Annotated in this window: 16 protein-coding genes and 1 riboswitch; of the genes, 8 read left to right on the top strand and 8 right to left on the bottom strand. The window is 68.1% G+C overall.

All coding sequences use genetic code 11. The features are described from left to right. Positions 1 to 21: 21 nt before the first annotated feature. Both ACWDTI_RS15475 and ACWDTI_RS15470 read right to left on the bottom strand, forming a co-directional pair. Complete coding sequence (locus ACWDTI_RS15475; protein ID WP_449738982.1) at positions 22 to 1,014, bottom strand: malate dehydrogenase; 993 nt, start codon at positions 1,012 to 1,014, stop codon at positions 22 to 24. Between the two features lie 30 nt (positions 1,015 to 1,044). Beyond that, entirely contained in the window at positions 1,045 to 1,608 is a 564-nt protein-coding gene (locus ACWDTI_RS15470) for an META domain-containing protein (protein ID WP_449738981.1), read from the bottom strand. 272 nt (positions 1,609 to 1,880) lie between these two features. On the opposite strand from ACWDTI_RS15470, the gene secA2 reads away from it, so the two are divergent. The 8 genes from secA2 to gcvP all read left to right on the top strand — a co-directional run bounded on the left by secA2 (position 1,881) and on the right by gcvP (position 11,789). Next, positions 1,881 to 4,454: an accessory Sec system translocase SecA2 gene (gene secA2, locus ACWDTI_RS15465; protein WP_449738980.1), complete on the top strand. Its 2,574-nt coding sequence runs from the start codon at positions 1,881 to 1,883 to the stop codon at positions 4,452 to 4,454. An 11-nt stretch (positions 4,455 to 4,465) separates the two neighbouring features. After that, complete coding sequence (locus tag ACWDTI_RS15460) at positions 4,466 to 5,110, top strand: CDP-alcohol phosphatidyltransferase family protein (RefSeq protein ID WP_449739051.1); 645 nt, start codon at positions 4,466 to 4,468, stop codon at positions 5,108 to 5,110. Positions 5,111 to 5,159: 49 nt separating this feature from the next. Continuing rightward, on the top strand, positions 5,160 to 5,564 hold the full coding sequence (gcvH, locus tag ACWDTI_RS15455) for a glycine cleavage system protein GcvH (RefSeq protein WP_449738979.1): 405 nt from the start codon (positions 5,160 to 5,162) through the stop codon (positions 5,562 to 5,564). Between the two features lie 290 nt (positions 5,565 to 5,854). Further along, entirely contained in the window at positions 5,855 to 6,310 is a 456-nt protein-coding gene (gene garA, locus ACWDTI_RS15450; RefSeq protein ID WP_449738978.1) for a glycogen accumulation regulator GarA, read from the top strand. Positions 6,311 to 6,314: 4 nt separating this feature from the next. Continuing rightward, positions 6,315 to 7,037: a transcriptional regulator FtsR gene (gene ftsR, locus ACWDTI_RS15445; protein WP_449738977.1), complete on the top strand. Its 723-nt coding sequence runs from the start codon at positions 6,315 to 6,317 to the stop codon at positions 7,035 to 7,037. Positions 7,038 to 7,146: 109 nt separating this feature from the next. Then, on the top strand, positions 7,147 to 7,653 hold the full coding sequence (locus ACWDTI_RS15440) for a bifunctional nuclease family protein (protein ID WP_449738976.1): 507 nt from the start codon (positions 7,147 to 7,149) through the stop codon (positions 7,651 to 7,653). A 262-nt stretch (positions 7,654 to 7,915) separates the two neighbouring features. Next, complete coding sequence (locus tag ACWDTI_RS15435) at positions 7,916 to 8,572, top strand: MerR family transcriptional regulator (RefSeq protein ID WP_449738975.1); 657 nt, start codon at positions 7,916 to 7,918, stop codon at positions 8,570 to 8,572. A gap of 74 nt (positions 8,573 to 8,646) precedes the next feature. Beyond that, positions 8,647 to 8,749: riboswitch (glycine riboswitch) on the top strand. 172 nt (positions 8,750 to 8,921) lie between these two features. Then, positions 8,922 to 11,789 (top strand): aminomethyl-transferring glycine dehydrogenase, encoded by a 2,868-nt coding sequence (gene gcvP / locus ACWDTI_RS15430; protein ID WP_449739050.1) that lies wholly within the window; start codon positions 8,922 to 8,924, stop codon positions 11,787 to 11,789. 16 nt (positions 11,790 to 11,805) lie between these two features. On the opposite strand, the gene ACWDTI_RS15425 is transcribed toward gcvP, so the two are convergent. The 6 genes from ACWDTI_RS15425 to guaB1 all read right to left on the bottom strand — a co-directional run bounded on the left by ACWDTI_RS15425 (position 11,806) and on the right by guaB1 (position 20,259). Further along, positions 11,806 to 12,999 carry a hypothetical protein gene (locus tag ACWDTI_RS15425; protein ID WP_449738974.1) on the bottom strand — a complete coding sequence of 398 codons (1,194 nt, stop codon included), beginning with the start codon at positions 12,997 to 12,999 and terminating at the stop codon, positions 11,806 to 11,808. A gap of 164 nt (positions 13,000 to 13,163) precedes the next feature. Continuing rightward, on the bottom strand, positions 13,164 to 15,365 hold the full coding sequence (locus tag ACWDTI_RS15420; RefSeq protein ID WP_449738973.1) for a malate synthase G: 2,202 nt from the start codon (positions 15,363 to 15,365) through the stop codon (positions 13,164 to 13,166). 97 nt (positions 15,366 to 15,462) lie between these two features. Continuing rightward, positions 15,463 to 16,344 carry a 3-methyladenine DNA glycosylase gene (locus tag ACWDTI_RS15415; RefSeq protein WP_449738972.1) on the bottom strand — a complete coding sequence of 294 codons (882 nt, stop codon included), beginning with the start codon at positions 16,342 to 16,344 and terminating at the stop codon, positions 15,463 to 15,465. Positions 16,345 to 16,348: 4 nt separating this feature from the next. Then, the gene (locus tag ACWDTI_RS15410; protein ID WP_449738971.1) at positions 16,349 to 17,425 is read right to left on the bottom strand and encodes a hemolysin family protein; all 1,077 of its coding nucleotides are present in this window, start codon (positions 17,423 to 17,425) and stop codon (positions 16,349 to 16,351) included. Further along, on the bottom strand, positions 17,422 to 18,822 hold the full coding sequence (locus ACWDTI_RS15405; RefSeq protein WP_449738970.1) for a hemolysin family protein: 1,401 nt from the start codon (positions 18,820 to 18,822) through the stop codon (positions 17,422 to 17,424). Before ACWDTI_RS15405 ends, ACWDTI_RS15410 begins: the two co-directional genes overlap by 4 nt. 3 nt (positions 18,823 to 18,825) lie before the next feature. Then, positions 18,826 to 20,259 (bottom strand): GMP reductase, encoded by a 1,434-nt coding sequence (guaB1, locus tag ACWDTI_RS15400; RefSeq protein ID WP_449738969.1) that lies wholly within the window; start codon positions 20,257 to 20,259, stop codon positions 18,826 to 18,828. Between the last annotated feature and the right edge of the window lie 16 nt (positions 20,260 to 20,275).

Here is a 20,275-nt window from a genome sequence, read left to right as displayed (position 1 = left end):
TTGAGCTTACGGCGATCACGATCAGACCGGCAGCAGATCCCGTACAGCCGCGATCTCCCCGGCGAGCTCGGCCACCGACGCGTCGATGCGCTGGCGGGAGAAATCGTTGATGTCCAACCCCTCGACGATCTCCCACCGACCGTCGACAGCCCGGACCGGGAACGAACACACCAGACCCTCGGGAACCCCGTAGGCGCCGGGCGAGGGCATGGCCGCCGACGTCCAGTCACCCGCCGGGGTACCCAGCACCCAGTCGTGGACGTGATCGATCGTCGCGCTCGCCGCCGATGCGGCCGACGACGCCCCGCGGGCCTCGATGATCGCGGTGCCCCGCTTGGCGACCGTCGGGATGAAATCGTTGACCAGCCATGCCCGATCCTCGGCCAGCTCCGCGCCGTCCCGGTCACCGACGCGGGCATGGAAGATGTCCGGGTACTGCGATGCGGAGTGATTGCCCCACACCGAGACCCGACTGATCTCGCGGGCCGGGACATGTGCATGCAGAGCGAGTTGCGCGATGGCCCGGTTGTGGTCGAGCCGGGTCAGAGCGGTGAACCGCTCGGGGGCGATGTCCGGGGCATGCGCGGCCGCGATGGCCGCATTGGTGTTGGCCGGGTTGCCGACCACGATGATGCGCACGTCGTCACCGGCCACCTCGTTGAGCACCGCACCCTGCTCCGCGAAGATCGCCGCGTTGGCCTGCAGCAGATCCGACCGCTCCATCCCCTTGGTGCGCGGTTTGGAACCGATCAGCAGCGCGAAGTCGGTGCCGTCGAACGCGGCGCGGGGTTCGTCGAAGATGTCGACCGAGTCCAGCTGTTCGAACGCGCCGTCGTCGATCTCCATCGCGGTTCCCTCGGCGGCCGAAACCGCTTGCGGCAGTTCGAGGAGTCGCAGCGCGACGGGCTGATCGTGGCCGAGCATGGCCCCGGCCGCGATACGGAACAGTGCGGCATAACCGATGTGGCCGGCGGCGCCGGTCACGGTGACCACCGCAGGTGTGAGCGATGACATGAAATTCCTTCGCGTCGTTGATATGTCGGGTCAGCGGGTGTGCTCGACCAGGATCACGGTCTGTCGGGGACTCGACAGGGTGAGGACGGGCCCGATGGCATGCAAGGTCAGCGGCACCGAGACGAACGTGGTGAGCCAGCGGTCTGCATCGGCGCGCGGGCCGGGACACGCCATCATCGTCGACGCCAGCCGACCGATCCGCAGTTGATCACCGGTGATGGATCCCCGCCCGACGTGCTGGTTGCATCCGGCGGTGAGACCGAGCGCGCCCTGTCGGCCGAACGCGAGCCGCAGGGGACCGCCGCCGGGAATGACGCCGCCGAACACCGCGACGGACTCATACGTCCTACCGGCGAAGCCGTCGATCGCGTTCGGCAGCCGGTGCGGCGATATCGGCGCCGGTTTCATGTTCGGCGGCGCGACGGGCGCCGGAGCAGCCGCGGACTGTCCCGCGCCGAGCACCGAGGCGGCCAGCGCGATAGCGCCGACGAGCCCGGCCGTCGCCCTGCTCGTCGAGGTGCGAGACGCCGGCCGGGCCACGGCGGGCGCGGCCGTGCGGGCAGGGGAGAAGGTGCGATGGTCGAACCGGGTCATGGCCGCTCCTTCGACGATGGCGTTCACGAACCTCACATTGTCGTTCAGAGATCAACGTAGCCGACCGGACCGACAGGCGACGCACCAAGACACATCGATGAGCGGACCGGCGTCGCCGACCGTGGACTTCTGTGGACTTCTCAGCGAGCGGCCAGGTGGCGACGCGTACCGTGGACGGCGACCTCGGGCGCCCACGCGTGCCGTTCTTGCGCACGTCGATGGCCCCGACCGAGAACCGACACCCGAGTGGGCACGAGTCAGGAGAAGTTTCGGTGGGAAAGCTGACGAACAGCATGTGGCGGTTGCTGGGTTCCCAGTCCTCGCGCAACCAGTCGAAATCCGTGAGCCTCATCAAGGAGACCGACGCCCACACCGACTGGGCGGCCGATCTCGATGACGACGCGTTCGCCGGTGAGGCCGAGAAGCTCGACCTCGGCACGAACAAGGCCGACCGGGCGAAGTTCCTCGCGCTGGTGCGGGAGGCCGCCGACCGCACGCTCGACATGCGTCCGTTCGACGTGCAGCTGCAGGGTGCGCTCCGACTCCTCGAGGGCGACATCGTCGAGATGGCCACCGGCGAGGGCAAGACCCTCGCCGGCGCCATCGCCGCGATCGGCTATGTGCTGCAAGGCCATCGAGTCCACGTCATCTCGGTGAACGACTACCTCGCGACCCGTGACGCGGAATGGATGGCGCCCCTGTTCGCGGCGTTCGGGATCGCCGCCAAGGCGGTGTCGGAGCGCTCGGATCGTGACGAGCGCAAGGCGGCCTATGCCGCCGACATCACCTACGGTTCGGTCAACGAGATCGGCTTCGACGTTCTGCGTGATCAGCTCGCCCAGTCCGAGGACGACCTGGTGTCGCCGGAACCCGATGTGGCGATCATCGACGAGGCCGATTCGGTGCTCGTCGACGAGGCGCTGGTGCCGTTGGTGCTGGCCGGCACCACCGAGGCCGAGGTGCCCGATCAGGCGATCCACGACGTGGTCGCCCGGATGAAGAACAAGCATTACGAGATCGACACCGAGGGCCGCAATGTCACCCTCACCGACGAGGGCGCGACGTTCGTCGAGGAGGAACTCGGGGGCATCAATCTCTACGACGAGGAACATGTCGGCAGCACACTCGTCCACGTGAGCATCGCGATGCACGCGCACTATCTGCTCGAGCGGGACATCCACTACATCGTCCGCGACGGCGGCGTCCACCTCATCAATGCATCCCGTGGCCGGGTCGCCCAGCTGCAGCGCTGGCCGGACGGTGTGCAGGCCGCGGTCGAGATCAAAGAGGGCCTGGCGCAGACCGATTCGGGCGAGGTCATCGACACCATCACCGTGCAGGCGCTCATCGGGCGCTACCCCAAGGTGTGCGGCATGACCGGCACCGCGCTCGCGGCCGGAGAGCAGTTCCGCCAGTTCTACGACCTGCTCGTCTCGCAGATCCCGCCCAACACCCCCAACGTCCGGGTCGACGAGGCCGACCGTGTCTACGACACCAAGGCCAACAAGGTCGAGGCCGTCGTCGAATACGTCGAAGGGGTGCACGAGACCGGGCAGCCCGTGCTGATCGGCACCCACGACGTCGCCGAGTCCGAGGAGCTCGCCTACTTCCTCGAGAAGGCCGGTGTCTCGTCGGTGGTGCTCAACGCCAAGAACGACGCGGAGGAGGCGAAGATCATCGCCGAGGCCGGCACCCGGGGCACCGTGACCGTGTCGACGCAGATGGCCGGGCGCGGTACCGACATCAAACTCGGTGGGTCGTCGGGCGACGACGCCGCCCGCGAGGAGATCGTCGAGCTCGGCGGTCTGTGCGTCGTCGGCACCGGCCGCTACGACACCGAACGCCTCGACAACCAGCTCCGCGGCCGCGCGGGCCGACAGGGCGATCCGGGCCGATCGGTGTTCTTCTCCAGCCTCGAGGACCCGCTCGTCACCAAGAACCTCGCGTTCAAGCGCGATCCGGTCTCGCAGGCCGACGACGGATCGATGGGTACCAAGGGCGTCGATCTGATCGAGCAGGCGCAGCGCATCGCCGAGGGCGTGATGCTCGAGCTCCATGCGAACACGTGGCGCTACAACAAGCTGGTGAACCAGCAGCGCGACATCGTCGTGCACCGGCGGATGGCCGTCCTGACCACCGACGTCGCGCTCGACGAACTCGCCGCCGAGGAACCGGAGCGCTACGCCGAACTGACCGGCACCGCGACGCCCGAGGTTCCGGACGCCGACGAGACCGACAGCGACGCCGCGGCAGAGGCTGCAACCGACGAGACAGCGACCGACGAGAAAGCGACCGACGAGGCTGTGGCAGGAGAGGCTGCGACCGACGAGGCTGGGACCGCGGAGGCCGGGACCGCCGAGGCTGCCACGGAAGAGGCGGCGACCGCCGAGGCTGCGAGCGACAGCGCCGACGCCGAGGCCGACAGCGACGCCGCGGCGACCACACCGGTTACCGAACCCGCCACGGTTACCGAGCCCGTCGACAAGGAAGTGCTCGCCCAGGCCGCCCGCGAGATCATGCTCTATCACCTCGACCGGGCGTGGGCCGATCACCTGGCGTTCGTCTCCGACATCCGCGCGAGCATCCACCTGCGTTCTCTCGGCAAACAGAGTCCGCTCGACGAGTTCCACAAGTTGATCCTCGACGAGTTCGCCACGCTCCCGGGCGAAGCGGTCGCCAACGCGCGCAAGACCTTTCGGGAGGCGACGATCACCAACGGCGGCGTCGACCTCGGCAGTGTGGATCTGCACCGGTCGACGACGACGTGGACGTACATGGTCCACGACAATCTGTTCTCCTCGGGCGGGGCGAAGGCGCTGCAGGGCATCGTCGGCATCTTCCGGTGACCGACGGCGCGATGTCCGAGGACACCGACGACCACGCACGATCCGCGTCACTCACCCCTGACGCGGGCGTCGCGACCAACCGGGTGTTCACGGTCCCGAACGCGCTGAGCCTGCTGCGATTGGCGCTCATCCCCGTCTTCGTCTGGCTGCTCCTGGTGCAGAAGGCCGACGCGTGGGCGTTCTGGGTGCTGGTGTTCTCGGGATTCTCCGACTGGGCGGATGGCAAGCTCGCACGACTGCTGAACCAGTACTCGCGTATCGGGGAACTGCTCGACCCGCTGGCCGACCGCCTATACATCGTGATCATCCCGATCTGCTTCGGCATCCGCGGCTTCGTGCCGTGGTGGCTCATCGGGATCGTCATCGCCCGCGACGTCGCGTTGTTCGCGATGGGGCCGTTGCTGCGGTCGCGGGGACTGCTGGCCCTGCCGGTGCTCTACATCGGCAAGGCCGCCACCTTCGCGTTGATGAGTGCGTTCCCGTGGCTGCTTGCCGGACAACTGGATTCGGTAGTGGGAACCGTGTGCTTCCCGATCGGGTGGGCCTTCCTGATCTGGGGCGTCGGGCTGTATCTGTGGTCGTTCGTGTTGTACGCCTATCAGACGATCTTGGTGCTTCGGCGGTTACCGCCGATACGACGGCAACCGGCGACATAACCTAATGTCTCTGCGGGGTTCCGCCCGCCGACCAACGAAAGGTGCGTTCGTGACCGAGACCAATGTGCCCGCAGCCCTGCGCTATACCCCCGAACACGAGTGGGTGGAGAAGATCGCCCCGGCGACCGTGCGCGTGGGCATCACCGACTTCGCGCAGGACGCGCTCGGCGACGTCGTGTTCGTGCAGCTGCCGGATGCCGATTCCGGGGTGAGCAAGGGGGACTCGTTCGCGGAAGTCGAATCCACCAAGAGCGTTTCCGACATCTACGGACCCCTCGACGGCACGGTGTCGGCGGTCAACGCGGACCTCGAGGCGACGCCCGACCTCGTCAACTCCGACCCGTACGGGGCGGGGTGGCTCGTCGAGATCACCGTCGCCGACGAGGCAACGCTCGACGCGGCGCTGGCCGACATGCTCGACGCCGGTGGGTACACATCGGTGATCGACGGCTGATCGGACGCCGGGTCACGACCAGACAACGCCATTTCCGAAGCCGTCGGGCAATCGAGATCCGGCGGCTATGATCGGCGAAGCGGTGTCCAGGTCGACACGACTGCCCGCGCGGTGGGGCCCACACGGTACGGTTTACTTCAGCAGAACCGGTTCCGACCGACCGACCGGCTCGGTGAGCCGGATGTCCGAAGGCGCAAGATGATGCACCGACATCGCGTGCCTGCCGACACGGATCTTGTGCCCGGGTCGGGTGCCGATGCCAACGGGCACCGTAGACAGACGAAGGAGAAGTGGTGAGCGATAACGACAAGGATCTCGAGGCCCCGGTGGAGACCACCTCGGTTTTCCGTGAGGAGTTCATCAGTGAACTCGACGCCGCGACGACCACCTCGAGTGAACCCGCCGACACCGGGGTGGAACGCCTGTCCCCGGGCACGGCGCTGCTTGTCGTCAAGCGCGGGCCCAACGCGGGCTCGCGGTTCCTCCTCGATCAGCCGACCACCTCGGCGGGCCGGCATCCCGACAGCGACATCTTCCTCGACGACGTGACCGTGAGCCGCCGCCATGCCGAATTCCGCCTTGCGGACAACGAATTCCAGGTCGTCGACGTCGGTAGCCTCAACGGCACCTACGTCAACCGTGAGCCGGTGGACACCGCGCAGCTGAGCAACGGCGACGAGGTCCAGATCGGCAAGTTCCGCCTGGTGTTCCTCAGTGGCCCGCGCGACGGGCAAGCGGGCGCCTGACCCCGTGACGGCCTCGTCGGCGAGTGAGCACGGCGAAGGATCGATGTCGATCGGCTCGGTCCTGGCGTTGTTGCGGGAGGATTTTCCGGATGTGACGATCTCGAAGATCCGCTTTCTGGAAGCGGAGGGTCTGATCACGCCGGAGCGGGCACCGTCGGGCTATCGGCGGTTCAGCCCGGCCGATGTCGAACGGCTGCGCTTCGTGCTCACCGCGCAACGTGATCGCTACCTTCCGCTGAAGGTGATCAAGGAGCAACTCGAGGCGATCGACCGCGGCGAGGGCGGTGGTTCCGGTGGTACCCGGCTGTTGACGTCCGCGCGCAGCGCGGTGGCGCCGGCGACCGACTTCGGCGCACGCGGTGGCCGGGTGGCACGTGAGGCGCTGATCGAACGTACCGGCGTCGATTCGGCGTTCGTCACCGAACTCCAGCGCAACGGACTGCTCACACCGGGCCCGGCCGGTTTCTTCGACGAGGACGCGGTCCGACTCGTGGAGGCCGCGGCCGCGCTTGCCAACTACGGCGTGGAGACCCGACACCTGCGGGCGTTCAAGGTATCCGCCGACCGTGAGGCCGGACTCGTCGCCCAGATCGCGAGCCCCATCGCGAAGGGCAAGGGCACCGGCGCGCGCGACCGGGCCGAGGAACTCGTCCGCGAGATCGCGGCCCTCTCGGTCACCCTGCACACACAGTTGGTCAAGGCCGCGGTGCGCGGAGTGCTCGACTGACCGTTCGCCCGGCCGCTGGTCGCGCACGCCCGCCGAACGGCCGCGTCGCGGTGTAGCGTCGTGGACAGACAAGGACCGACCGGGCGATCACGAGGGAGCGGGTGTGCACATGGGCGAGATGCGGGTCGTGGGCATTCGGGTCGAGCCGCCGCAGAGTCAGCCCGTGCTCCTGTTGCGCGAGGTCGACGGGGAGCGGTATCTGCCGATCTGGATCGGGCAGAGTGAGGCGGCGTCGATCGCGTTGCGGCAGAAGGGCATCGAGCCGCCGCGCCCATTGACCCACGACTTGATCGTGAACCTGATCAACGAGTTCGGCCAGACCCTGCAAGAGGTCCGGATCGTCGACATGCAAGAGGGCACCTTCTACGCCGAGATGGTCTTCGCCGGAGATCTGCGGGTGTCGGCGCGGCCGTCGGATTCCATCGCCGTGGCGATGCGCGCCGAGGTGCCGATCATCGCCGACGAGGCGGTCCTCGCCGAGGCAGGTCTGCTCATCCCGGACGAGGAGGGTGCCGAGGGTGAGCCGACGGACGCCAAAGAGGACGAGGTCGAGAAGTTCAAGGAGTTCCTCGACAACGTGTCGCCGGACGACTTCAAGGCCAGCGGCGGCGCGTAGCGGACGCATCGGAGGCGGCCGGTAACGGTACGGCCACCGACAGATCACGTATTGCTTGATCTCAAGTCGAGGTTGAGGCTTTGCCCGCGCGTCGCGTTGCTTTGATCCTCACCGCCGTCCTACCGTTCACACATCGCCCGATTTTTCGTGGCGAGCAGAGATGATCGTCCTTCGGGCGCGTACTGTTGACTCAGTCCGCCGGGGTGCATTGCCCCGGGAAACCGTCTGCCGAGGCGATCCAGGTGTTGCGAGGGAGTCAGCAGTGGGCGATCAGCCGTTCGACGACGAGATGACGTCACCGACGGAACCGGCATCCGACGTGCACACACGATCGGACGACGGGCCCACCCGGCAGACCCCGACGCAAGGGAGCCTCGACGACATCGCGCCGGGCATCTTCCCGAACGACACCGTGCCCGACGAACTGATCGGCTACCGGGTTCCCAGCGCCTGCCAGATCGCCGGCATCACCTACCGGCAGCTCGACTACTGGGCACGCACATCGCTGGTCGTCCCGTCGATCCGGGGTGCGGCCGGTTCCGGCAGCCAGCGACTCTATTCCTTCAAGGACATCCTGGTCCTCAAGATCGTCAAGCGGCTCCTCGACACCGGGATCTCGCTGCAGAACATCCGCGTCGCCGTCGACCACCTGCGGCAGCGCGGTGTCGAGGACCTGGCCCGCATCACACTGTTCTCCGACGGGACCACCGTCTACGAATGCACCTCGGCCGAGGAGGTCGTGGATCTCCTGCAGGGCGGACAGGGCGTGTTCGGCATCGCGGTCAGCGGTGCCATGCGCGAACTGACCGGCACCATCGCCGACTTCCCCGGCGAGCGCGCCGACGGCGGGGTCACCGAGGCGGCGCCGGAGGACGAACTGGCCGCTCGGCGCAAGAACCGGACCCGGCGGACCGGCTAGCATCCCGATCTCGTTCGGCCACACCCCCTGACCTCAGCGAACTCGACCCGGTCCCACGTATACTGTGCGGGCGTCGCGACGTCACGGGAGAGAGTCACCGAATCGGGTTCACGGTGACCGCCGAAGGAGCAGCACCTCCTCGTCAAACTCTCAGGCACCCAGGACCGTGGTGATTGTCGGCGTCTCTGGAAAGTGACCGGGGTGACCCGGTCCGCCCACGGTGAAAGGCCATCGCGGCAGTCGATCTCGCGGACTGCGGCACCGGCCGAATCTCTCAGGCGTCACGGGTCCGGTCACGGACCCCGACATGACAGAGGGGGAGGGCCAGACCGCCGAGAGGTTGATCGTCATGCCCACCGCCCCCGAGTCAGTCCCCGCCGCCTTCGTCGACCGGCATGTCGGCCCCGACGCCGAAGAGACCGAACGCATCCTCGCGACGATCGGTGTCACGACACTCGACGAGCTCGCAGCCCGTGTCGTCCCGGCCGTCATCGCCGACGACTCCGCCGACAACGGCCTGCAGGCGTTGCCCGCGGCCCTCGACGAGCACGAGGTCCAGGATCGCCTCACCGCACTCGCCGGCCGCAACGTCGTCGCGCGCTCGATGATCGGGCTCGGCTACTACGACACGTTCACACCGCCGGTCATCCTGCGCAACGTCGTCGAGAATCCGGCCTGGTACACCGCGTACACGCCCTATCAGCCGGAGATCAGCCAGGGGCGGCTCGAGGCGCTGCTGAACTTCCAGACGATGGTGGCCGACCTGACCGCGATGGAGGTGTCCAACGCGTCGATGCTCGACGAGGCGACGGCCGCCGCCGAGGCGATGACCCTGATGCGCCGGGCGGGAAAGTCGAAGTCACCGCGACTGGTGCTCGATGCCGATGTGTTCCCCCAGACCCGCGCGGTGATCGAGACGCGGGCGGAACCGCTCGGCATCGAGATCGTCGAGGCGGCACTGCACCCGGACAAGCCGGGTTGCGGGCTGCCCGACGGCGAGTTCTTCGGCGTGGTCCTGCAGGTCCCCGGCGCCTCCGGCCGGATCCTCGACGCCGCGCCGATCATCGACGCGGCCCACGCGCGGGGAGCCCTGGTGTCGGTCGGCGCAGATCTGCTCGCACTGACGCTCATCACGCCGCCCGGTGACCAGGGGGCCGACGTCTGCTTCGGCACCACGCAGCGCTTCGGTGTGCCGATGGGATTCGGCGGCCCGCACGCCGGCTACCTCTCGGTGCACGCCGCCCACGCGCGTCAGCTCCCGGGAAGGCTGGTCGGCGTGTCGAAGGACGCCGACGGCAACCTCGCCTATCGGCTGTCGCTCCAGACACGCGAACAGCACATCCGGCGGGAGAAGGCCACCAGCAACATCTGCACCGCGCAGGTGCTGCTGGCCGTCGTCGCCGCCATGTACGCCTCGTATCACGGGCCGGACGGGCTGCGCGCCATCGCCCGACGAGTCCACGAGAGGGCCGCGCTGCTCGCCGACAGCCTCACCGCCGCCGGCTTCTCGGTGAGACATGCCACCTTCTTCGACACCGTCACCGTGCGGATTCCGGGCAGCGCCGCGGCGGTCGTCCGGAATGCCAAGCGCGACAACGTCAACCTTCGGCACGTCGACGACGACACCGTCGGCATCGCCTGCGACGAGACCACCACGACCGACGACGTGGCCGCTGTGCTGCGCGCGTTCAGCGCGGAAGGCGTGCGGCCGAGGTCCTTCGCACAGCCGGTCGAAACCCGCACCACCGAATACCTCACCCATCCGGCGTTCAGCCGCCACCGGACCGAGACCGCGATGCTGCGGTATCTGAGGGCGTTGTCGGACAAGGACATCGCGCTCGACCGCAGCATGATCCCGCTCGGGTCGTGCACGATGAAGCTCAACGCGACCGCCGAGATGGAACCCATCACGTGGCCCGGATTCGCGCGCCTGCATCCGTTCGCGCCCGCCGACGACACCGAGGGCATCCGCGAGCTGATCGGCACGCTGGAGCACTGGCTGGTGGCGATCACGGGCTACGACCGGATCAGCTTGCAGCCCAACGCCGGATCCCAGGGCGAGTTCGCGGGCCTGTTGGCGATCCGCGGCTACCATCGTGCGCGCGGCGACGAACACCGCGACATTTGCCTCATCCCGTCGAGTGCCCACGGCACCAACGCGGCGTCGGCGGTGATGGCCGGAATGCGCGTCGTGGTGGTGGCCTGCCGGGAGAACGGCGATGTCGACGTCGCCGACCTGCGGGCCAAGGTGGACACGCATCGGGATGCGCTGGCCGCCATCATGATCACCTACCCGTCGACCCACGGTGTGTTCGAGCACGACATCGAGGACATCTGCGCTGCCGTGCACGATGCCGGCGGCCAGGTCTACGTCGACGGTGCGAACCTGAATGCGCTTGTGGGCGTGGCCCGTCCGGGCCGGTTCGGTGGCGACGTCAGTCATCTGAATCTGCACAAGACGTTCTGCATCCCGCACGGCGGTGGCGGGCCGGGCGTCGGGCCGGTGGCCGTGCGCGAACACCTTGCGCCCTATCTGCCCGGGCATCCGCTGGCGCCCGAACTCGGCGATGCCGGCACCGTCTCGGCGGCACCCTACGGTTCCGCGTCGATCCTGCCGATCACCTACGCGTACATCGCGATGATGGGTGCCGACGGACTGCGACGCGCCACGCTGACCGCGATCGCGTCGGCCAACTACATCGCGCGCCGCCTCGCCGACCACTTCCCGGTGCTGTACACGGGGGAGGGTGGATTCGTCGCGCACGAGTGCATCCTGGATCTGCGACCGCTGACGAAGGCCACCGGTGTCACCGTCGACGACGTGGCGAAGCGGTTGGCGGACTACGGGTTCCACGCGCCGACCATGAGCTTCCCGGTGGCCGGGACGCTGATGGTCGAACCCACCGAGAGCGAGAACCTCGACGAGCTCGACGCGTTCTGCGACGCGATGGTCGCCATCCGCGGCGAGATCGACCGGGTTGCCGCCGCCGAGTGGCCGGCCGACGACAACCCGCTGCGGGGGGCCCCGCACACCGCCGAGGCGCTGGTCGCCGACTGGGACCACCCGTACTCACGCGAGGTCGCGGTCTACCCGAACGGACTGCCGTCGGCCGGGGGGCGAACCAAGGTGTGGCCGGCGGTCCGGCGGATCGACGGCACCTTCGGCGACCGCAACCTGGTGTGCAGTTGCCCGCCGATCGAGGCGTTCAGCAGCTGAGGTGGCGGCCCGGGGGTCAGTTTCCCGCCTGGCCCCACACGAGCTGGTTGATGGTGACCGTCGCTGCGGTCTCCGGGTTGGGCATGGGGTTCGGGGTCACCGGAAAGGTCACCGTCACCGACGGCTTCGGCATCGGCGCATCCCCACGGAAGCCGAGCGCGGTGAGCTTGCCCAATTGCTCCGGCTTGCCGGCGAATTCGAAGAATTCGGCGACCGCGTCGGACATCACCTGCGGAACCTGGGTGCCGCTCAGCCGGACGATCGGGTAGTCGGCGACCGGGGTGGGCCCGCCGGGCACCACCTCGGCGAGGCGGGCGGACGTGTCGTTCCGGGTCAACTGGTAGAGCGCCTGCTCGGTGATCGGGACCGCATGGATCGGTGACGACGCCGGGTCGTCGCTGTTGTCGGCCAGCTCGCTCGCGGCGCCGAGCGTCGTACCGTCCGGTGACGAGGGTGCACCGCTCATCATCGACTCGATACTCGACGACGCCGTCGAGGACTTCGCGTCCTGCTCGGTGAGCGGGCCGGATGTCCGCGTGGCCTGCGCGACCACCGCCTGCGCGGCGAGCACCGTCGCGTCCGACTGGGCACCGACCGGCACCGCCATCCGCAGCGATTTCCAGCTGCCCCGGCCGACCCGGGCCAGGCTGAGATCCTCGGACTGGTACATCGGCACCTGACCCCATTCGAGGCTGCCGTCGAAGGATGCCGCGAGCTCCGGTGCCATGGTCATCACGACGGGCGAGGTCACGAGCGACGACGGTTGCCCGTCGACCACGTCGGGCTTCGCGGTCGACAATTCGGCGGCCCAGATCGACGATTCCGGTACCCACGCCGCGGGGTAGGGGCCGAGCGACTGAACATCCCAGGCACCCTTGAGCCCGTCGAGGGTGACTCGCGCGTCGCCCGGTCGCACGGCGACGGTGATGCAGTGGTCACGCACCACGGGCTTGGTCTTCGTGTACTCCTGGGCGATCGACTCGAGGGCCTGCGCCACCGCGGGGTCGGCGATCACCGGCACGGTGGTGTTGCCCTCGACGCAGGTGTTGGCCGCCTGATCGCTCTGCTCGTCGATGTGGTCACCGAGTTGCCGCCACACCACGACCGCGGCGACGACCAGGATGATCGACAACACCGCGGCGACGAGCCCTCGGCTCACTCCGCGACCGCGAATACCGCCACGTCCGCCGTCACTCCGATGATGTGCCAACACCCAGCCCTTCGCGTCAGGTCGCCGCCGCCCGCCGGTCCCCACGGACGACGACGAAACCCCGTTGACGAAAGACTATTGGACGCAACACCCGCGCGGGTGTGCGCGACACGGTGCGATCGGCCACCAAGGTAGTGGCCGATCGTTCCGCTCTCGGGCGCCGATCAGGCGTTGGCAGCCTTGAACTCGCGCCGCTTGCGATGCAGGATCGGCTCGGTGTAGCCGCTCGGCTGCTTCGTGCCCTCGAGGATGAGTGCCTTGGCCGCCTGGAACGCGATGTTCGTGTCGAAGTCGGGCGCCAGCGGCCGGTAGGTCGGATCGTCGGCGTTCTGCCGATCGACCACCGGCGCCATCCGCTGCAGAGCCGCGACCACGTCGTCGGCGGACACGATGTCGTGGCGAATCCAGTTGGCGAGCAGCTGGCTGGAGATACGCAGCGTGGCGCGGTCCTCCATGAGCGCGACGTCGTGGATGTCGGGCACCTTGGAGCAGCCGACGCCCTGATCGATCCAGCGGACCACGTAGCCGAGGATCGACTGGCAGTTGTTGTCGAGTTCCTCGCGCTTCTCGGCGTCCGACCAGTCGGTCTTGGGGGCCAGCGGGATGGTGAGGATGTCGTCGACCGATGCGGGGTCGCGCTTGGCGATCTCGTCCTGGCGTTCGAACACGTCGACGAGGTGGTAGTGCATGGCATGCAGGGTGGCGCCCGTGGGGGACGGCACCCATGCCGTGCTCGCACCCGCCTGCGGCTGACCGATCTTCTGCTCGACCATGTCGGCCATCAGGTCGGTCATCGCCCACATGCCCTTGCCGATCTGCGCCTTGTGCTGCAGACCCGCGTGCAGGCCGATGTCGACATTGGAGTCCTCGTAGGCGAGCATCCACTTCTGCTTCTTCATCTCACCCTTGCGGATCATCGCGCCCGCCTCCATCGACGTGTGGATCTCGTCGCCGGTGCGGTCGAGGAAGCCGGTGTTGATGAACACCACGCGGTTCTCGGCGGCCTTGATGCAGGCCTTGAGGTTGACCGTCGTGCGGCGCTCCTCATCCATGATGCCGACCTTGAGCGTGTTCTCCGGCAGTCCGAGAACCTGCTCGACACGGCCGAACAACTCGACGGTGAACGCCACCTCGTCGGGCCCGTGCATCTTGGGCTTCACGATGTAGATCGACCCGGTCCGCGAGTTCTGCAGCCCTTCGGCCGTGACACCCAGCCCGCTCGCTTCGCTCCCGGCGCCGGCCAGCCCGTGCATGGCGGCGAGCGAGGTGAACAATCCGTCGAGGATGCCCTCGGGGACCTCGTTGCCGTCGGCGTCGAGGACGGCCGGGTTGGTCATCAGGTGACCGACGTTGCGGACGAACAGCAGCGACCGTCCGTGCAGGTCGAACGCCGAACCGTCCGGCGCGGTGTACTCACGGTCGGCGTTGAGCGTGCGGGTGAAGGTCTTGCCGCCCTTGCTGACGTCTTCGGACAGATCACCCTTGTTCAGTCCCAGCCAGTTGCGGTAGCCGAGCACCTTGTCGTCGGCGTCGACCGCGGCCACCGAGTCCTCGAAGTCCATGATCGTGGTGATCGCCGACTCCATCACGACATCCTTGATGCCCGCCGGGTCGGTCGCTCCGATGGGGGAGTCCGGGTCGATCTCGATGTCGAGGTAGAGGCCGTTGTGGCGCAGCAGGATCGATGACGGCGACGACGCGTCACCGCGGCAGCCGGCGAAGGCCGACGGATCGGCCAGCGTGGAGGTCTTGCCGTCGGCCAGCGTCACCTGCAGGCCGCCGTCGACCACGGCGAAACCGGTGACGTCGGTATAGCTGCACTGCTCGAGCGGAACCGCCTTGTCCAGGAAGTCCTTCGCATAGGCGATGACCTTGTCGCCGCGGACCTTGTTGTAGCCCTTGCCCTTTTCCGCGCCGTCGGCCTCGGAGATCACGTCGGTGCCGTAGAGCGCGTCGTACAGCGATCCCCAGCGGGCGTTCGACGCGTTGAGCGCGAAGCGGGCGTTGAGGACCGGCACGACGAGCTGCGGGCCCGCGGTTTCGGAGATCTCACGGTCGACGCCCGCGGTACCGATCTGGAAGTCGGCAGGGGGCTCGACGAGGTAACCGATGTCGATCAGGAACTGCTTGTACGCGGCGAAGTCACTCGCATCGTTCTCCCGGTGCCACTGGTCGATCTTGGCCTGCAGATCGTCGCGGATCCCGAGCAGTTCCCGGTTGCGGGGCGCGAGATCGTTGATCACCGCCGCCGCGCCCTGCCAGAACGCGTCCTGGTCTACACCGGTCCCGGGCAACGCCTCGGTGTTGATGAAGTCGTACAGGACGGAAGCGACCTGCAACCCGTTGACGGTGACCCGGTCTGACATGACAGCCTCTCTCACGGTGTAAACGATGCATCCATGCTACTCGGCGGTAATTTAGCGTCCTACCGGTGTACCGGATAGTCGTGAGCCGACCGGACGGTCAGGACGCGACCAGGCCGTCCGCCGAACGTGCACGCGACAGAAGGTCCGCGCACCTGCACGCCACGATATCGCGCAACGCGGCTCCCTCGTCGGCGATCGCCGTCTGCTCGCGGACATACTGCGCACGGCCGGCCGCGGTCTCGATCGGCACCGGTTCGTAGCCGAGGGTGCGCAGGTCGTACGGACTGGCCCGCATGTCGAGTTCCCGCGCCCGCAGAGCGAGTTCGAAGCAGGTCAGCGTGAGGTCGGAATCGATGAGGGGACTCAGGTGCAGGCACGCCCGGTAGAGGTCCATCGTCGCGTGGAGGCAGCCCGGCTGTTCGTCGTCGAGCTGCCGCGCGCGACTCAGCGTGCTCTCGTTGCGGGGCCGCGCGGCGTCGGTGAAGAAACGGAACGCGTCGAAGTGGGTGCAGCGAAGCGGCAGTTGGTCGACGACGGCGTCGGTCCCGGTAGGGCCCAGCCGCAGTGGCATGGGGTGGCGGGTCTCCTCGGAGCGGTAGACCATCGCCCATTCGTGAAGACCGAAACAGCCGAGTCGCGCCGGCCGGTTCGACGTGGCGCGCAGCAGGGCCTCCGTCGCGGCGACCGCCCCGGACCGTTTGCGCAGATACGCCGGATCGACCGTGACGCCCGCGGCGACGCGATGATATCCGCGCAGTCGTAGGTACTCGTCGGCGTCGACCAGCACCACGCCGGGGCCGGGATGCCACCGGCGCAGCTGGGCGGGACGGGCGGCGTAATAGGTGAACAGGAAGTCGATCACCGGGTGCTTGATCCCGCGGCGCCGGGCCGTGACATACGGGCCGATCAGCTCGTCCACCCGTGCGCGATGGTGGTCGCGCCGGGCACGCCATCGGGGTGGGGTCAGGATCGTGGACATCGCACTACACCCGGTGGGTTTCGTCGCGCACGGTCCCGACGAACTCCTCGACCAGATCGGCCAGGGCGACGATGCCGATGGTGCGTCCCGAGTCGTCGACGACGGCGCCGAGATGTGAGCTGGTTCGGCGCAGGGTGGCGGTCGCGTCGTCGAGCGGAGTCGTCGACGCGATCACCGGGAGCGGCCGGATCGTGTCGCTGCCGATGATCGTGTCCGGCCCGACCTGGTCGTCGAGGATCTCCTCCAGCACGTCCTTGAGGTGCAGATATCCGGTGAACGTGCCGTCGGGACCGCGCACCGGGAAGCGGGAGAAGCCGGTGTCGCCGACCGCGCGTTCCACTGCGCCCAACGTCGGGCCCGCCCGGCCCGTGGCGGTGTCGACCTCGACGTCCACGCTGCGCATCTCCTGCAGCGGGATCAGCACTTCCGACACCGTCCGGCTCACCGAGCGCAGTGCGCGGCTGAGTCGTTCGTGTTCCTCGGCGTCGATGAGACCTTCCTGCTTCGACTCCCCGAGCATCTGTGCCAGCTCGCCGGGCGACACGGAGGTGGCGAGCTCGTCGCGGGGTTCCACCCGCATCAGCCGCAGCGAGATGTTGGCCATCCAGTTGTAGAAGGCGATCAAGGGCCGGGCCAGACGGATGAACGCGAGGTGGGCGGGGACCAGCAGCATGGCCGATCGTTCGGGACCGGCCAGCGCGATGTTCTTCGGCACCATCTCGCCGAGCAGGATGTGCAGTACCACGACGATCGCCAGCCCGATCGCGAACGCGATGGGGTGCAGGAGTGATTCCGGGACGTGGACCAGATCCAGTGGCTCTTCGATCAGGTGCGCGACCGCCGGTTCGGCGACGCGGCCGAGCACGATCGAACAGATGGTGATGCCCAGCTGTGCGCCGGCCAGCATCAGTGAGAGCCGTTCACCCGCACGGATCACGGTGCGCGCGCGGCGCTTCCCGCTCTCCTCGAGGGCCTCGAGACGGTCCCGCCGCGCGGAGATCAATGAGAATTCGGCGCCCACGAAGAACGCGTTGCCGGCCAGCAACGCGATCGCGAGGACGAGGGCCCAGGCGTCGTTCACTCGTCACCTGGCCGATCCGGGTCGTCGGGGTCGACCGGGCGCAGCGCCACGATGTCGACTCGGCGCCCGTCCATCTGCGACACCGTCGCACGCCACGTCGTGTCGGATCCGGGTGAGGGTTCATCCTCGTCGTCCTGCTCGTCCTCGCTGATCACGACACGGCGCGGCAGGTCGATGGTGTCGCCGGCTTCGGGGATGCGGCCGAGCGAGAACATGATCAGACCACCGAGAGTGTCGTAGGACCCCTCGGGTGCGCGGTAACCGATCGCCTCGAACAGTTCGTCGATGCGCAACAGCCCGGAGCAGAGGTAGCCGTCACCGTCGACGGTGACGTCGGCGCGCTCCCGATCGTGCTCGTCGGTCACGTCGCCGAGGATCTCTTCGATGAGGTCCTCGGTGGTCACGATGCCCGCGGTGCCGCCGTACTCGTCGATGACCACACACAGCTCCATGCCGTCGCGCCGGATCTGCTCCATGAGCGCGTCTCCGTCGAGGCTCGTGGGAACGCGCGGTACCTGCCGGGCGATGGACGCGACGGTCGTGCCGGCCTGCTGATCCGGCGCGATGGTGAACGCCTGCTTCACGTGGACGACACCGATCAGGTCGTCGAGGTCACCGTCGATGACCACCGGGAACCGTGAATGGCCCGTCCGCGACGACGCGATCACGAGGTCGCGGATGGTGTCGTCGCGATCGAGGCATTCCACGGTGACGCGGGGTGTCATCAGATCCTCCGCGGACAGTTCGCCGAACCTCAGCGACCGGTCGACCAGGGTGGCGGTGTCCGCGTCGATCGAACCTTCCCGCGCCGAGTTCCGAACCAGCGACACCAGCTCCTGGGGCGACCGCGCGGACCGCAGTTCCTCGGCCGGTTCGATTCCCAGACGCCGGACCAGCCAGTTCGCCGTCCCGTTGAGACCCTTGATGGCCCACCGAAACGCCGCGGAGAACACCGTCATCGGGCCCGCGGTCGCCCTCGCCACCGCGAGCGGACGGGCGATGGCGAGGTTCTTCGGGATCAGCTCACCGAGCACCATCGAGAGGGATGTCGCGATCACCAGAGCGAGGATCAACGACGTCGCCGACGCCACGGCGTCGGTTGCGCCGAGTGCATCGAGGGCCGGCTCGAAGAGCCGGGCCAGGACGGGTTCGGCGATGTAGCCGGTGATCAGGGTCGTGATGGTGATACCGAGCTGGGCACCCGACAGCTGGAACGACAACGTCGAATGCGCCCGCTGTACCAGGCGTGCCCGGCGATCGTCCCGTGTGGCGACGTCGGCGGTGATGGTCGAGCGTTCCAGCGCGGTGAGGGAGAACTCCGCCGACACGAACAGGGCGGTACCCAGCGTCAGCGCGACAAAGCCGATGAGGCTGGCGACGAGTATGACGATGTCCACCCGTCACCACCCACTGGGCAGCGGGCGTCCTTCGGCGAACCCGGCCTGCGACTGGATGCCCAGCACCACCTTGTCGTGCAGCTCGGCCAGGCTCCGGGCACCGGTGTAGGTGGCGGTGCTGCGGACACCGGCGCAGACGTGGTCGATGAGATCCTCCACGCTCGGCCGTTCCGGGTCGAGCCGGATCCGCGACGACGAGATGCCCTCCTCGAACAGACTCTTGCGTGCCTGGTCGTAGGTGCTGTCGGTGGCCGAGCGGGCCGCGACGGCCCGCTTGGATGCCATGCCGAAGCTGACCTTGTAGAGCCCTTTCGAATCCTCCTGGAGATCGCCGGGCGACTCGTAGGTGCCCGCGAACCACGATCCGATCATCACGTTCGACGCGCCCGCGGCGATGGCCAACGCGACGTCGCGCGGATGGCGGACCCCGCCGTCCGCCCAGACATGGGCGCCGTGCTCCCGGGCCACCGAGGCGCACTCGGCCACCGCGGAGAACTGCGGTCGGCCGACCCCGGTCATCATCCGGGTGGTGCACATCGCGCCCGGGCCGACACCGACCTTGACGATCGTCGCGCCGGCGTTGATGAGGTCGATCGTGCCCTCGGCCGACACCACGTTGCCCGCGGCGATGGGGACGCCGGGATCCGCGGTGGCCACCGCTTCCAGCGCCGACAGCATCTTCTCCTGGTGGCCGTGCGCGGTGTCGATCACCAGCAGATCGGCGCCGGCCTGCGCCAGCGCCTTCGCCTTGCCGACCACGTCGCCGTTGATCCCGACCGCGGCGGCGATCCGCAGCCGGCCATCCGCATCGACGTTGGGCCGATAGATGCCGTGGCGCAGTGCCCCGACCCGGGTGAGGATGCCGGCCGCGCCGCCGTCGGCGTCGACCAGCACGGCCAGTCCGAGGTGCTGGTCGTCGAGGGCGTCGAACACCTCCCGCGGCGGGGTGTCCACCGGCAGGATGACCATCGTCGGGTCGAGCACGTCGCGGACCCGGGTGAACCGGTCCACATCACGGCAGCGTTTCTCGGTCACCACACCGACCGGACGTCCCTCGTCGACGACGATGGCCACCCCGTGTGCCCGCTTGGGGATCAACGCCAGTGCGTCGGTGACCGAGTGGTCGGGCGACAGCGTCACCGGTGTGTCGGCGACCAGGTGACGCGATTTGACGTAGGAGATCGATGCGGCGGCCGCGCTGATCGGCAGATCCTGCGGCAGCACCACGAGGCCGCCCCGCCGGGCGACGGTCTCGGCCATGCGCCGGCCGGCGACCGCCGTCATGTTGGCGACGACGATGGGAATCGTCGTGCCGGTGCCGTCGGCCGTCGAGATGTCCACGTCGAATCTCGACGTCACATCCGACCGGCCCGGCACGATGAACAGATCGTCGTACGTCAGATCGTGGACGGGCCGATGGCCTTCGAGAAATCGCACGGTGTGTCCAGTCTCG

The organism is Gordonia sp. NPDC003424, from assembly GCF_053588655.1.
Note: the sequence above shows the minus strand (reverse complement) of the source record. Positions and strands in the feature narration are given on the sequence as shown.